The organism is Rhodoplanes sp. P11 (assembly GCF_964266735.1).
GTDB classification, from domain to species: domain Bacteria; phylum Pseudomonadota; class Alphaproteobacteria; order Rhizobiales; family Xanthobacteraceae; genus Rhodoplanes; species Rhodoplanes serenus.
This window is the reverse complement of the sequence record NZ_CAXWGY010000020.1, coordinates 132661-146930: the sequence shown is the minus strand read 5'-3', so window position 1 is coordinate 146930 and position 14270 is coordinate 132661. Positions and strand designations below refer to the sequence as shown.

Genomic DNA, 14270 nt, shown 5'->3' with positions numbered 1-14270 from the left:
ATGAGTGGCGACGAGCTCGACGGCCCGCACTCCTTCGATGTCGACGCGCCGCCGGCGCGCGGTCTGGCACCGCGCGACCGGGTGCGGCAGCGACGCCAGCGCGGCGTCGTCCGCGAGGACCGCGACTTCGTCAACGCGCTGGCCCGCGGGCTCGTCGTGCTGGAGGCGTTCGCCACCGCCGACGCCACCTGGCTGGGCGGCATGGAGGTGGCCGACCGGGTCGGCCTGCCGAAGCCGACCACCTCGCGCCTGCTTCAGGCGCTGGTCGGCCTCGGCTGCCTGCACTACTCGGCCCGCCGCCGGCAGTACCGGCTCGGCACCGCGGTGCTCGCCCTCGGCTTCGCGGCGCGCGAGCCGTTCGGAATCGGCGAGCTGGTGCGGCCCTATCTCAAGGAGCTCGCCGATACCTTCAACGTGCACGCCTCGCTCGCGGCGCGCGACCGCCTCGACGTCATGGAGGTCGAGGTCTGCCACAGCCTCAACACCCTGATGACGCTGCGGCTCGAGGTCGGTTCGCGGATTCCGCTGGCCGGCACCGCCACCGGCCACGCCCTGATGGCGCCGCTGCCCGAGGTCGAGTTCGCCTATCTGCTCGACCATCTGCGCGAACGCCACGCCAAGCACTGGGACACGCTGCTCGCCAGCATCGAGCGCGGCCGCCGCGAAGTCGCCCAGCAGGGCTACACCACCGCCTCGGCGAGCTGGAACACCGACATCAACGGCGTGGCGACACCGCTGGTGTTTCCCGGCGGCTCGCCCGTCTACGCGCTCGCCTGCGGGGCGCCGGCTCGCCATCTGCCGGCCTGGCAGCAGCGCAAGATCGGCCAGCGCCTGGTCGCCATCGCCCGCGCCATCGAGCAGCAGCTCCGCGACGGCGCAGTCGCGGCGCCGCCGGCGGAGCACGACGCTTCGGCGGCCGGCTGACGACGGTCACCGCTCAGCGGCGTAGCATGCCGTCGGGGTCGACGCGCTCGCGCAGCAGCCGCAGCTCGTCTGAGGTCGGCCGTGGCGTCGGGGTGGGGGGCGCGGCGACGATCAGCGGAAACCCGGTGGCGGCCACCACGGCGTCGACCGAGCTCCACGGATGCACATGCCGGAGCCGCATCCGCAGCGTCACCGGATCGAAGTCCATGACGGCGAGCGGCGTCACGCAGAAGCGCGGCCCTCCGGTCAGGCCGGCGGCACGGACGCTCTCGGGGCCGTCGAGATAGCCGGGCGACGTGACGAAGTCGACGCGCGGCACGAAGGTGCGCGGCGTGTGCACGGCGGTGACGATGTAGAACCGCTTCGACATCGCCGCATAGGAGACGTTGGCGGCGCCGGGGCCGCGCATCATCGGCCGGTCGATGGTGCCGCCGACATGGTGCAGATTGATGTTGCCGTGGGCGTCGACCTGCATGCCGCCGTGGAAGAAGAAGTCGAGGCCGCGATGCGAGTGCCCGAACAGCTCCAGGAAGGTCTCGGCCGCCTCGCAGGCGCCGAGCGCGCGGTCGTCGAGCATCGAGCTCCACAGCCGCTTTGGGCGCGGATTGACGAACATCTCGCCGGCGATCTGCAGGTCGGGCGCGTGGGTGAGGCGGGCGAGCAGCATGGCGGCCATCGGAATCGCCGCCGCGGCGCCGGCGGCGCCGAGTTCGTGGTCGCGCAGATCGCGGGACAGGAACACGGCCTGTAGCTCGGCCGGGGTGTAGTCGGGGCTCACGGCAGTGCGGCCTCCCGTTCGAGCGCGGCGAGCCGCGCGGCGCCGCCGATGCGGTCGAGGTAGTCGGGGTGGCCGGGCGGCCCGGTGACGTGATGCGTCAGGTAGTCGGCGAGCCGGGCGTCGGCACCGGCGCCGCCACGGCGCGCCGCCTCGGCGATCTCGGCGTAGTGCTCGATCGCCGCCTCGTCGATGCTGTACAGCGGGAAGCTGCCGGTCGGGTGGGCGCCGTAGGGAATCTCGACGACGGCGTCGACATAGATGCAGGGGATCGAGGTCTCGCGCGGGCGCGCCACGATGTCGTCGTCGGGCACGATGCGGTCGACGCTGACCAGCACCGCGTCGGCGCTGCGGGCGATGAGCTGGTCCGCATAGGTCATGGTGGCGAGGTGGCGGACATTGCCGAAGCGGTCGGCCTCCTGGGCGTGCAGCAGCGCGAGCTTCGGCCGGATCGCCCGGGTGGCGTAGAGGGACGCGCCGGTGAACGGGCAGGTGATCGGGGTCACCAGCGGATTGTGGCGCGGCACGTCGGAGCCCTTCCAGGCGGCCACCGGCTGGAACGGCACTCCGTTGGCGGCGGCCAGGAAGCCGCCGACCACCGACAGTGCGTCGACGCAGTGGGCCGTCACGGTGCCGGCCTCGACGGCGCCGCGGAACGCCGGACACATGCGGTCCTCCAGCGTCACCGCTGCCAGATAGGTTTCGGCGACGCAGCCGGCTGCGATCATCAAGTCGACGTCGAAGCCGGAGCCGGGCGAGGAGACCAGCCGCAGGCCGCGGCGGCCCTGCCGGATCACCTCGCGTACCAGCGCCATCGGCCGGCCCTGCTTGAACAGGCCGCCGATCGCCAGCAGGTCGCCGTCGGCGAGATGCTCGGCCAGGAACGTCGCGACCGTGTCGGGCGCGATGCGCTTCTCGCGGCGACCGTCGGCGGTCATGCGACGATCTCGGCGGCGATCGCGGTGGTGGCCTCCACGCGGAATACGCTGGCATCGAGAATCCAGGCGCCCTCGCCGGTCTGCCCGACCCCGACCGGATTGAGTTCCAGCCCGGCGAAGTCCGGCCCGAGCGCCGGCGCCAGCGCCGCCACCGACGCGACCAGGTCGGTCAGCGCCGGCAGGTCGAGCGGCGCCCGTCCGCGGGCGCCGGCGAGCAGGCGGCCGATGCGCGTCTCGGCGATCATGGCGGCGATCTCGTCGCGGTCGAGCGGCAGGATGCGGACGGCGACGTCCCGCATCAGCTCGGTGTAGATGCCGCCCGCCCCGATCGTGAGGGTGGGGCCGAACTCCGGATCGAGGCCGAGGCCGACGATCACCTCGGCCCGCGGCTGCACCGTCTCGGCGACCAGGAAGCCTTCGAATGCCAGCCGGTGCGCTTCGGCGCTCGCCAGCATGGCGGCGGCCCGGGCGTGCAGCGCCGGCTCGTTCGGCACCGCGACGGCGACCAGCCCGAGCTCCGACTTGTGGACGACGCCGGCCGCCATGCCCTTGAGGGTGACCGGATAGCCGATCCGCGCCGCGTCCGCGGCGACGTCGTCGAGGTCGCGGCCGGGCACGAAGGTCTCGCGCGGCAGGGCGAGGCCGCGTGCCGCCAGCAGGCGCTTGCTCTCCGCCTCGCTCGCCGCGGCGAGCGAGGCGGCCGTGATCGCGGGGGCGGCCGGTGTGGCGGGTCGGCCGTCGCGCAGGAGCCGCGACGGCGCCGCGCGGGCGGCCGCCACCCGGGCGGCGCCGCTCACCGCCGCCACGAAGGTGTCGACTCGGGTGAACACCGGCACGCCGTCGCGGCGCATCGTTGCCAGGGCTTCGGCGTTGAACACCTCGGCCGGCCATACCACGGTGATCCGCTTGCCGGTGCGTCGCGTGGTGGCCGTCACGGCGTCGGCCACCTCGGCGGCCCAGGGCGGCACCATCGGGGTGTTGGCGACCGCGATGGCGTCGAAGGCCGGATCGTCCGCGTAGGCGTCGAGGCACGCCGCGAAGCCGCCCGGCCGGCGAAACGGCGTGCCGCCGATGTCGACCGGGTTCTTGGTGGAGAGGAACGGCGGGATGTCGCCGCGCATCCGCTCGACGGTCTCGGGGGCCGGCGACGGCAGCGCCACGGTGCCGTCGAGGGCGTCGGCGACACAGCCGCCGTAGCCGCCCGAAATGGTGATGATGCCGAGGCTGCGCGTCGCCCCGGCTCCGGTCCCGGTCAGATAGCTGGCGACCGGCAACAGGTCTTCGATGGCGTGGACATCGACCCAGCCGAGCTGGCGGGCGGCGGCCTCGTAGGCGCCGCGCCCTCCGATCAACGCCCCGGTGTGGCCGGCGGCGGCGCGCCGGCCGGCGTCGGTGCGCCCCGCCTTGTAGAGCGCCACCGGCTTGCCGGCCGCGTGGGCGCGGCGGGCGGCGGCGAGCAGCCGGTCGGGATCGCGCATGCTCTCGACATAGAGGGCGATCACCCGAGTGGCGGGATCGTCGGCCAGGAAACCGACGCAGTCGGCCAGCTCGGTCACCGCTTCGTTGCCGGTGGAGATCAGGTGGCTGAGACCGATGCGATTGCGCACCGCCTCCTCCATCAGGGCGCTGCCGAGGGCGCCGCTCTGCACCACCAGGCCGACCGGGCCGGGCTCGGGCAGGGCCGCGCTGATGCGGCTGGTCGAGCTCGCCGCGATGCGCGACCCGACATTGACGAAGCCGGTGGTGTTCGGCCCCAGCATCACGGCGCCGCCGTCACGCACCTGGGCGGCGAGCCGCGCCTGGCGGGCGGCGCCCTCCGGGCCGGTCTCCGAGAAGCCGCCGGTGATCACCACGAAGGCGCGGATACCGAGCCGCAGCGCCTCGCCGACAGTGTCGAAGATGTCGTCGGCCGGCACCGAGACGACCAGGCAGTCGGGAACCTCCGGCAGATCGGCGAGCCGGGTGACGCTGGCGAGCCCGTCGATGGTGACCGGCTCGCGGGTCACGATATCGATCCGATGCGGATAGCCGTGCCGGCGCAGATGATCGAGCACGGCGCGTCCGCCGACCTGGAAGGTGGCCGCCTTACTGGAGACACCGGCGATGGCGATGGAGCCGGGATCGAGAAGCTGTTTCAGAGACACGTCGGGTCCTTCGGGGCACGGCGTTGGGCGGAGACGGAAATCTGCCCCGCGGGGACTCACGAAATCAAGAAAATAAAAATGCATTCCGCATAATGGAAATAGCCTGGACCCGTGGCCGGAATCGCGGTAGGCCTCGCCGGGTAGCGCAACCGGGTGGAGAGCGAGCGAGATGGCAGTGGACGGCGACACCTTCGCGATGCTCAGGGAAGCGGTGCGCCGGTTCGTCGACGAGCGCCTGATTCCGGCCGAGCGCAGGGTCGCCGAGGAGGACCGGATCGGCCCGGAGCTGATCGCCGAGATGCGCGCCCTCGGTCTCTACGGCCTGTCGATTCCGGAGGCGTGGGGCGGCCTCGGCCTCGGCATGGCCGAGGAGGTCGAGATCGCCATGGAGCTGGGACGCGCCGCGCCGGCGTTCCGCTCGGCGGTCGGCACCAATATCGGCATCGGCTCGCAGGCGCTGGTGCTCGCCGGCACCGAGGCGCAGCGGCGCCGCTGGCTGCCTGGCCTCGCCTCCGGCGAGATCGTCGGATCGTTCTGCCTGACCGAGCCGGACGCCGGCTCCGACGCCGCCTCGCTGCGCACCCGGGCGGTGCGGCGCCCCGACGGCGCGTGGGTGCTCGACGGCACCAAGCGGTACATCACCAATGCCCCCGAGGCCGGCCTGTTCACCGTGATGGCGCGGACCTCCGAGGCGCCGGGGGCGGCCGGAATATCCTGCTTCCTGGTCGAGCGCGACGCTCCCGGCCTGTCGCTCGGCCGGCCCGATCGCAAGATGGGCCAGCAGGGCGCCCACACCTGCGACGTGATCCTCGACGGCTGCGTGGTGCCGGCCGATGCGCTCCTCGGCGAGCGCGAAGGCGAAGGCTTCCGGGTCGCCATGCGGGTGCTCGACAAGGGCCGGCTGCACATCGCCGCCGTCTGCGTCGGGGCGGCGACGCGCCTGATCGACGAGGCGGTCGCCTATGGGCGCACGCGCCGCCAGTTCGGCAGGCCGATCGCCGAGTTCCAGCTCGTCCAGGCGATGCTGGCCGACAGCTATGCCGAGACCTATGCGGCGCGCACGATGGTTCGGGACGCCGCGCGCCGGCGCGATGCCGGCGAGACGGTGACGCTCGAAGCCTCGGCCTGCAAGATGTTCGCGTCCGAGATGGTTGGGCGGGTGGCCGACCGCGCCGTCCAGATCCACGGCGGCGCCGGCTACATGGCGGAGTACGAGGTGGAACGCTTCTTCCGCGACGTTCGCCTGTTCCGGTTGTACGAGGGCACCACGCAGATCCAGCAGCTCGTGATCGCCCGCGAGCTGATCAAGCGGGCGGGCTGATGCGGCCGGCGGCCGAAACGGCGGCGTTCGAAACGCGGATCACCACGCTGTTCGGTATCCGCCATCCGATCTTGGCCGGCGGTCTGCAATGGCTGGCCGATGCCGACTGGGTCGCGGCCGCCATCGATGCCGGCCTGATGGGGTTCATCACCGCCGCGAGCTTTCCCGACGATGCCGGCCTGGTTGCGGAGATCCGGCGCTGCCGCGACCTCACCAACGGCCGCCCGTTCGGTGTCAACGTATCGATGCTGCCGAAGCTGGCCGCGCACGAGCGGGTCGGCGAGATCATGAAGGTGATCGTCGACGAGGGCGTGCCCTTCGTCGAGACCTCGGGTCGCAGCCCGGCCGAATACGTGCCGATGCTGAAGGCGGCCGGCGTGCGCATCATCCACAAGGTTCCGGCGGTCCGTTACGCGCTGAGCGCCGAGCGGGCCGGTGTCGACGCCGTCGCCATCGTCGGCTTCGAGTGCGGTGGCCATCCCGGCACCGATCCGGTCGGCACCTTCGTGCAGGCCGCGATGGCGGCGAGCGCGTTGTCGATCCCGTACTGCGTCGGCGGCGGTGTCGGCACCGGCAGCCAGATCGCGGCGGCCCTCGCTATGGGGGCCGACGGCGTGGTGATCGGCACCCGCTTTCTGGTCGCCGAGGAGCTGGGCGCCCATCGCGACTTCAAGGAAGCGGTGGTGCGGGCGCGCGAGACCGACACGGTGCTGGTGATGCAGTCGGTGCGCAACACCATCCGCATCCTGCGCAACGAGACCGCGGCGGCGGTCGCCGCCATCGAGGCGCGCGGCGAAGGCAGCCTTGAGACCATCCTGCCGCTGGTGTCCGGGCGCATCGGCCGGGAGGCGTATCGCACCGGCGACACCCGGCGCGGCGCGCTCGCCATGGGGCACGCGCTCGCCTTCACCAGCGAGATCGAGCCGCTCGCCCGCATCGTCGACCGCCTGGTCGCCGAGGCCGCCGCCGCGGTCCACCGCCTCGACGGGCTGGTCCGGCTCGCCCCCTGAAAGGCTGCGGCGCCGCGGCCGCGCCGATCGGTGCGGTGGTGCCCTTCGGTTCTGGATCGCCGGCCACGCGGCTTCGTGGTGCGTGGCGATCGGGTCGGCCTTGGAGCCACAGACGGTCTCCCACGACCGGAAGCCGACGTTCGACCCTCCGTGGACGATGCCAATCTCTCCTCATGGAGAGGACGTGCTTGTCCTCGTGTCGGTGCCCCGAGAACGCTGGAACGGCACTTGCTCCCGGGGCGGTGAGCGGCTTCCCCGGCCGGCTCGCATCGATCAGGAACCAGGCGGGTCCGGCACAGGTCTGTACCTTGGATACTCGGTCGCGGGTCGTCGCACGGCGAAGCCGAGCAGCGTACTGGTGACGTCCAGGAGCGGCGGCGTGGCCGGCTGCTCGACCGCCGGCACCCGGACCGTGACGCGGTCGATGGCCGGGCCGCCCGATCCAGGACAGTCCCTCCCGACCTGGGACACCAACTTCGGACCTGGGACAGCGCCCCAGGAGTTAGAACATATTGCGAACAAGGAACAGATAGTGTACATAAGGTCCGTGGGAGGAGCGGCGCGCGCGTTGTCGCCCTCGAGAATCACGGGCATAGAGGAGGCGTTGATGGCTTCGGCCCCGCTGCGTGTCGTAGAAGGTTCCTCCATGGACAAGACCAAGGCGCTCGATGCCGCCCTCACGCAGATCGAGCGGGCGTTCGGCAAAGGCTCGATCATGCGGCTCGGCAAGTCGACCAAGCCGCTGGACGTCGAGACGGTATCGACCGGCTCGCTCGGCCTCGACATCGCGCTCGGCATCGGCGGGCTGCCGCGCGGCCGCGTGGTCGAGATCTTCGGGCCTGAATCGTCGGGCAAGACCACGCTCGCCCTGCACTGCGTCGCCGAGGCGCAGAAGAAGGGCGGCATCTGCGCCTTCGTGGATGCCGAGCACGCTCTCGATCCGGTCTACGCCAGGAAGCTCGGGGTCAATCTCGACGACCTGCTGATCTCGCAGCCCGACGCCGGCGAGCAGGCGCTGGAGATCGCCGACACGCTGGTGCGGTCCGGTGCGGTCGACGTGCTGGTGGTCGATTCGGTTGCCGCCCTGGTGCCGCGCGCCGAGCTGGAAGGCGAGATGGGCGACGCTCAGCCCGGCATGCAGGCGCGCCTGATGAGCCAGGCGCTGCGCAAGCTCACGGCCTCGATCAGCCGCTCCAACACCATGGTGATCTTCATCAACCAAATCCGCATGAAGATCGGGGTGATGTACGGATCGCCGGAAACCACCACGGGCGGCAACGCCCTCAAGTTCTACGCCTCGGTGCGGCTCGACATCCGGCGTATCGGCGCCATCAAGGAGCGCGACGAGGTCATCGGCAACCAGACCCGCGTCAAGGTGGTGAAGAACAAGCTGGCGCCGCCGTTCAAGCAGGTCGAGTTCGACATCATGTACGGCGAGGGTGTGTCCAAGATGGGCGAGATCCTCGACCTCGGCGTCAAGGCCGGCCTGGTCGAGAAGTCCGGTGCCTGGTTCTCCTACGACTCGACCCGCATCGGGCAAGGCCGCGAGAATGCCAAGACTTTTCTGCGCGCCAATCCGGACGTCGCCGCCAAGATCGAGGCTGCCATCCGGCAGAACGCCGGTCTGATCGCAGAGCAGATCCTGGCCGGCGAGCCCGAGGAGGAAGACGACGGCGGCGAGGCGTAGCGCAGAGGCGTAGCGCCACTCCCCCACGCCGGTCGCAGAGCTCCGGCGCCTGGGGTCGCACCTTCTTGGGCTCGCGCCCTTTGGGGGCTTGCCCTTGAGGGATGCGTCCTCGGGGGCGCTTCGCCTGAGGGTGCTCCGCCTGGGGGTGCTCTGCCTAGGCGCGCGCAGGTGCCGGGGAGGCGCCGGGGGCCGCTGAATCGCCGCGCGGGGAGCACGTGGCCGGCCCGAGCGGCTCTGCGGCCCGGTGAGAAGCGAAGCGGCCGATCGGAGGCGCCGTCCACTGCCGCGGCGGTTCGCCGTCGGAGGTGGCGCAAGGGCAGGGGGGGTGCCCTGCCGCGGCGGTGCACAGGCGCGGGCGACGCAGTTCGATCGGACCGAGCCTCGGTCTGTTCGATACCCGCTCTCTGGTCCATGGTGGTCTCTGGTCCATGGTGGTCTCTGGTCCATGGTGATGTCTGTGGGCCCGTGGGGCATGCCGGATCGTCCTCGACCCCGGCGGGGCGGCTCGTAGAGCCTGTGGGAATCGTATGGCCCCGGCCTCGATCGTATCGACCCGGCCCCGGCGGCTCGTGGGACGTGACGGATTATCCTCGCGGCGGCGCCGGTAAGGGACACGCCGAGATCGGCCTCGTCCTCGTCCTCGGTTTCGGCGGCCGGTGAGGGGCCGGCCGGTCGGCCCTGCGCGCCGCTCGGGCGGATTCCCGCGGATGTCCCGCGGGCCGTCCTGGACAGGGCCCCGCCGCACCGCTAAAACCGCTTCGAATTACAAGGCAGGACCGTCGCTTAGCTCGCCAGTGGGGCGCGGTCGCGCGTCACCCAGGACCCATGAGCTTTCGATGAGCGGCGTCAACGACATCCGGTCGGCGTTCTTGAGCTTCTTCCAGAAGAACGGGCACGAGATCGTGCCCTCTTCTCCGCTCGTCCCGCGCAACGACCCCACCCTGATGTTCACCAATGCTGGGATGGTGCAGTTCAAGAACGTCTTCACCGGCCTCGAGAAGCGCCCCTACAGCCAGGCCGTGACGGCGCAGAAATGCGTGCGCGCCGGCGGCAAGCACAACGACCTCGACAATGTCGGGTACACGGCGCGCCACCATACCTTCTTCGAGATGCTGGGGAATTTCTCCTTCGGCGACTACTTCAAGGAGCGCGCCATCGATCTCGCCTGGCGGCTCGTCACCAAGGAATACGGCCTGCCGGCCGACCGGCTGCTCGTCACCGTCTATGCCGACGACGACGACGCCTTCGCGCTGTGGAAGAAGATCGCCGGCCTGCCCGACCGCCGCATCATCCGCATCGCCTCCTCGGACAACTTCTGGGCCATGGGCGACACCGGCCCGTGCGGCCCCTGCTCGGAGATCTTCTACGATCACGGCGAGCACATCCCGGGCGGTCCGCCCGGCTCGCCCGACGCCGAGGGCGACCGCTTCATCGAGATCTGGAATCTCGTCTTCATGCAGTACGAGCAGCTCGCCGAGGGCCGGCGGCTCGATCTGCCGCGCCCCTCGATCGACACTGGCATGGGGCTCGAGCGCATCGCCGCGGTGCTCCAGGGCACCCACGACAACTACGCCATCGACCTGTTCGGTGCGCTCATCCAGGCGGTGGTCGACCGCACCGGCGTCGATGCCGGCGGCCCGCTCAAGGCGTCGCACCGGGTGATCGCCGACCACCTGCGCGCCTCCGCGTTCCTGATCGCCGACGGCGTGCTGCCCTCCAACGAAGGGCGCGGCTACGTGCTGCGCCGGATCATGCGGCGCGCCATGCGGCATGCCGAGCTGCTCGGCGCCCGCGAGCCGCTGATGTGGACGCTCGTGCCCACCCTGGTGCGCGAGATGGGCCAGGCCTATCCCGAGCTGGTGCGCGCCGAGGCGCTGATCAGCGAGACGCTCAAGCTGGAGGAGACCCGCTTCCGCAAGACGCTGGAGCGCGGGCTCGCCATCCTGGAGGACGAGGCGCGCGACCTCCGCCGCGGCGACAAGCTCAAGGGCGACGTCGCCTTCACGCTCTACGACACCTACGGCTTCCCGCTCGATCTTACCCAGGACGCCCTCAAGGGCCGCGGCGTCGAGGTCGACACCGCCGGCTTCAACGCCGCCATGGAGCGCCAGCGCGCGATGGCGCGCGCCTCCTGGGCCGGCTCCGGCGAGGCGGCCACCGAGACGGTCTGGTTCGCGTTGCGCGAGAACCTCGGCGCCACCGAGTTCCTCGGCTACGAGACCGAGACGGCGGAAGGCGAGGTGCTGGCGCTGGTGCGCGACGGCGTCCAGGCCACGGCGCTGAAGGCCGGCGAGACGGGCGCCGTGATCGTCAACCAGACCCCGTTCTACGGCGAATCCGGCGGCCAGGTCGGCGACACCGGCATGATGACCGGCGACGGCGTGCGGGCGCGCGTCACCGCCACGCAGAAGAAGGCCGGCGACCTGTTCGTCCACCACGTCACCGTCGAGGAGGGCACCCTGACGCCGGGCCAAGCCCTCGCCCTCGCGGTCGATCACCAGCGCCGCGGTGATATCCGCCGCAATCATTCGGCCACCCACCTGCTGCACGAGGCGCTGCGGCAGGTGCTCGGCGATCACGTCGCCCAGAAGGGATCGATGGTCGCACCCGATCGCCTGCGCTTCGACTTCTCGCACCCCAAGAAGATGTCGGACGACGAGATCACCCGGGTCGAAGAGATCGCCAACGCCCAGGTGCTCGCCAATGCCCCGGTCGTCACCCGCCTGATGGCGGTGGACGACGCCATCGCGTCGGGCGCCCGCGCGCTGTTCGGCGAGAAGTATGGCGACGAGGTGCGGGTGGTCGCCATGGGCGAGGCATCGAACGCGCTCGGCTGGTCGGTCGAGCTGTGCGGCGGCACCCATGTGCGGCGCACCGGCGACATTGGCCTCGTCTATATCGATCAGGAGGCCGGCGTCGCCGCCGGGGTCCGCCGCATCGAGGCGATGACCGGCGCCGCCGCGCGCCGCCGCCTGTCCGAGGCCGATCGCCAGCTCGCCGCGCTCGGCCAGCTCGTCCGCGTGCAGCCGGCCCAGGTCGGCGAGCAGGTGATCAGGCTTCTCGACGAGAGGAAGCAGCTCGAGCGCGACCTCGCCGACGCCCGTCGCAAGCTCGCCATGGGGGGCGGCGCCGCCTCCGGCGCGCCGGATGGCCTGCGCGACGTCGCCGGCGTCAAGCTGCTCGCCCGGGCCGTGTCGGGGATCGAGATCAAGGACCTCAAGAGCCTCGCCGACGACGGCAAGAAGCAGGTCGGCTCCGGTGTGGTCGCCATCGTGGGCGTCACCGGCGAGGGCAAGGCGGGCCTCGTGGTCGGCGTCACGGCGGACCTGACCGGGCGGTTCAGCGCGGTCGATCTCGTCAAGAAGGGCGCCGAGGCGCTCGGCGGCAAGGGCGGCGGTGGCCGGCCCGATCTCGCCCAGGCGGGCGGGCCGGACGGCGCCAAGGCCGAGGCGGCACTGGAAGCGGTGGCGGCCGCGATCGCGCAAGGGTGACGGCCACGCCCCTGCGCCACCACGGCCGCGCCCGGCACGGGAGCGGCGCATGCGGGGGCACGACAAGCGCACGATCGAGAAGCGCACCGGCGACCTGCGGCGGCGGGTTCACGACGTGCTGGAGCACGGCACCGGCTCGGACCGCACCAGCCTAGCGGTGGATCGGGCGCTCGTCGTCCTGATCATGCTCAACCTGGTCGGGGTTGTGCTCGAATCGGTGCCGGAGATCGATGCGGTCTGGCATTCGGCTTTCGTCGCGATCGAGATCGTGTCGCTGGTCGTCTTCTCGGTCGAGTACGGCCTGCGCGTCTGGTCGGCACCCGAGAACCCGCCGTGGCGCAGCCTGTCGCCCGGGCAGGCACGCCGGCGCTACGTGACGAGCCCGGTCGGCATCATCGATCTCCTCGCCATCCTGCCGTTCTGGTTCATCTTCGCGGTGCCGGAGGATCTGCGCATCGTGCTGGTGTTCCGGGTGGTGCGCTTCCTCAAGCTCACCCGCTACTCGCCCGGCATGCGCTCGCTGCTCGATGCGCTCTACAACGAGCGCCGGGCGCTGCTCGGCTGCCTCGTCATCTTCTTCGGCGCCACCCTGTTCGCCGCCACGCTGATGTATCTGGCCGAGCGGCACGTCCAGCCCGACAAGCTCGGCACCATCCCGGATGCCATCTGGTGGGCCTTCGTCACCCTCGGCACCATCGGCTATGGCGACGTCGTGCCGGTGACGGCGCTCGGCAAGACGATCGCGGCCGCCACCATCCTGACCGCCATGGCCATGGTGGCGCTGCCGGTCGGCATCATCGCCACCGCCTTCGCGGACGAGATCCACCGCCGCGACTTCGTGGTCACCTGGGGCATGGTGGCGCGGGTGCCGCTGTTCGCCGGCCTCGACGCTGCCGCCATCGCCGACATCCTGCGCCATCTCAAGGCCCAGACGGTGGATGCCGGCGACGTCATCGTGCGGGTCGGCGATCCCGCCCACTCGATGTATTTCATCGCCCGCGGGGCGGTCGACATCGACCTGAGAGGCCGCCACATCACCCTCGGGGTCGGCCACTTCTTCGGTGAGATCGCGGTGCTGCGCCGGGCCCGCCGCTCCGCCACCGTGACGGCGCTCACCCGCGCCAACCTGCTAGTGCTCGATGGCAACGACCTGCACCGCCTGATGGAGCGCGACCCGCGCATCGCCGCGCGCATCGACGAGGTGGTGCGCGAGCGCATCGGCTCCGATCTGGTCAGCCGCCGCGGCGACATGGTGACCGAGGAGATCGCGCAAGGGCAGGAGCACGGCCCGCAGCCGTGATCCTTATCCGGCCTGCCGGACTAGAGGGCCGTGGCGGCCGCCAGCACCTCGTCGGCGTGCCCGTCGACCTTCACGGCCGGCCAGATGCGGGCGATCCGGCCGTCCGGCCCGATCAGCAGGGTGGTCCGGGTGATGCCCATGAAGGTGCGGCCGTACATCGACTTCTCGCCCCATACCCCGTACGCCTCGAGCATCGCGTGGGTCTCGTCGGAGGCGAGCGGGATGGTCAGCCCGTGCTTGTCCCGGAAGCTGTTCTGCTTCTTCACCGGATCGGCCGAGACGCCGAGGATGTCGGTGCCGACCGCCGCGAAGGCGTCCCGCTGGGCCGAGAAGGCCTGCGCCTCCCGGGTGCAACCGGGGGTGTCGGCCTTGGGGTAGAAGTACAGGACCAGCTTGCGGCCGCGGAAGTCGGCGAGCGACACCTCGCCGCCCCCGTCGCGCGGCAGTCGGAATGGGGGGGCGGGGTCGCCTTCGCGTAATTTCAACGGCATATGCCTTCCTTTCGACGCTTTCCCGGCGCTCTGTCTGGAGCCGGGGTCATCGGGAAACAAGTCCCTGTCGATCGACGCGACCGTCGAGCGGACGAAGCCGCTCCGGAGGCGAACGAAGGGGCACCATGCAGGCATTGTGCGGATAGGGAACGGGGCCGTCCAGGGAGCGCATGGCGGAGAGGGATCTCA

10 protein-coding genes are annotated in these 14270 nt (G+C 71.2%); 6 read left to right on the top strand and 4 right to left on the bottom strand.

Going from position 1 to position 14270, the window contains the following annotated elements; genetic code table 11:
• Positions 1-924 (top strand): IclR family transcriptional regulator, encoded by a 924-nt coding sequence (locus ACFQUV_RS22285; RefSeq protein WP_129611249.1) that lies wholly within the window; start codon positions 1-3, stop codon positions 922-924.
• A gap of 13 nt (positions 925-937) precedes the next feature.
• On the opposite strand, the gene ACFQUV_RS22280 is transcribed toward ACFQUV_RS22285, so the two are convergent.
• From ACFQUV_RS22280 to ACFQUV_RS22270, 3 genes are read right to left on the bottom strand one after another with little or no spacing between them, the layout of a single operon-like run.
• Positions 938-1702, bottom strand: coding sequence for a CoA transferase (locus ACFQUV_RS22280; RefSeq protein ID WP_207211593.1), 765 nt, complete (start codon positions 1700-1702; stop codon positions 938-940).
• Positions 1699-2637: a CoA transferase subunit A gene (locus ACFQUV_RS22275; RefSeq protein WP_129611250.1), complete on the bottom strand. Its 939-nt coding sequence runs from the start codon at positions 2635-2637 to the stop codon at positions 1699-1701. Before ACFQUV_RS22275 ends, ACFQUV_RS22280 begins: the two co-directional genes overlap by 4 nt.
• Positions 2634-4781: an acetate--CoA ligase family protein gene (locus ACFQUV_RS22270; RefSeq protein ID WP_165364166.1), complete on the bottom strand. Its 2148-nt coding sequence runs from the start codon at positions 4779-4781 to the stop codon at positions 2634-2636. Before ACFQUV_RS22270 ends, ACFQUV_RS22275 begins: the two co-directional genes overlap by 4 nt.
• A 169-nt stretch (positions 4782-4950) precedes the next feature.
• Here ACFQUV_RS22270 and ACFQUV_RS22265 point away from each other — a divergent pair, with 169 nt between their 5' ends.
• The 5 genes from ACFQUV_RS22265 to ACFQUV_RS22245 all read left to right on the top strand — a co-directional run bounded on the left by ACFQUV_RS22265 (position 4951) and on the right by ACFQUV_RS22245 (position 13590).
• Complete coding sequence (locus ACFQUV_RS22265) at positions 4951-6102, top strand: acyl-CoA dehydrogenase family protein (protein ID WP_129611252.1); 1152 nt, start codon at positions 4951-4953, stop codon at positions 6100-6102.
• Positions 6102-7112: a nitronate monooxygenase family protein gene (locus ACFQUV_RS22260; protein WP_129611253.1), complete on the top strand. Its 1011-nt coding sequence runs from the start codon at positions 6102-6104 to the stop codon at positions 7110-7112. The genes ACFQUV_RS22265 and ACFQUV_RS22260 overlap by 1 nt, the downstream gene beginning before the upstream one ends.
• Positions 7113-7719: 607 nt before the next feature.
• Entirely contained in the window at positions 7720-8799 is a 1080-nt protein-coding gene (gene recA, locus ACFQUV_RS22255; RefSeq protein WP_129611254.1) for a recombinase RecA, read from the top strand.
• Between the two features lie 836 nt (positions 8800-9635).
• Complete coding sequence (gene alaS, locus ACFQUV_RS22250) at positions 9636-12290, top strand: alanine--tRNA ligase (RefSeq protein ID WP_129611255.1); 2655 nt, start codon at positions 9636-9638, stop codon at positions 12288-12290.
• Between the two features lie 49 nt (positions 12291-12339).
• Entirely contained in the window at positions 12340-13590 is a 1251-nt protein-coding gene (locus tag ACFQUV_RS22245; RefSeq protein ID WP_111383254.1) for a cyclic nucleotide-gated ion channel, read from the top strand.
• Positions 13591-13610: 20 nt separating this feature from the next.
• Here the strand turns inward: ACFQUV_RS22245 and bcp are convergent, their stop codons facing one another.
• Positions 13611-14081 (bottom strand): thioredoxin-dependent thiol peroxidase, encoded by a 471-nt coding sequence (bcp, locus tag ACFQUV_RS22240; RefSeq protein WP_129611256.1) that lies wholly within the window; start codon positions 14079-14081, stop codon positions 13611-13613.
• Positions 14082-14270 lie beyond the last annotated feature (189 nt).

What these genes read in the sequence shown, in the direction of transcription:
- ACFQUV_RS22245 (WP_111383254.1), top strand. Translation starts at nt 12,340, where the DNA reads ATGCGGGGGCACGACAAGCGCACGATCGAGAAGCGCACCGGCGACCTG.
- alaS (WP_129611255.1), top strand. Translation starts at nt 9,636, where the DNA reads ATGAGCGGCGTCAACGACATCCGGTCGGCGTTCTTGAGCTTCTTCCAG.
- ACFQUV_RS22285 (WP_129611249.1), top strand. Translation starts at nt 1, where the DNA reads ATGAGTGGCGACGAGCTCGACGGCCCGCACTCCTTCGATGTCGACGCG.
- bcp (WP_129611256.1), bottom strand. Translation starts at nt 14,081, where the DNA reads ATGCCGTTGAAATTACGCGAAGGCGACCCCGCCCCCCCATTCCGACTG.
- ACFQUV_RS22260 (WP_129611253.1), top strand. Translation starts at nt 6,102, where the DNA reads ATGCGGCCGGCGGCCGAAACGGCGGCGTTCGAAACGCGGATCACCACG.
- ACFQUV_RS22265 (WP_129611252.1), top strand. Translation starts at nt 4,951, where the DNA reads ATGGCAGTGGACGGCGACACCTTCGCGATGCTCAGGGAAGCGGTGCGC.
- ACFQUV_RS22275 (WP_129611250.1), bottom strand. Translation starts at nt 2,637, where the DNA reads ATGACCGCCGACGGTCGCCGCGAGAAGCGCATCGCGCCCGACACGGTC.
- recA (WP_129611254.1), top strand. Translation starts at nt 7,720, where the DNA reads ATGGCTTCGGCCCCGCTGCGTGTCGTAGAAGGTTCCTCCATGGACAAG.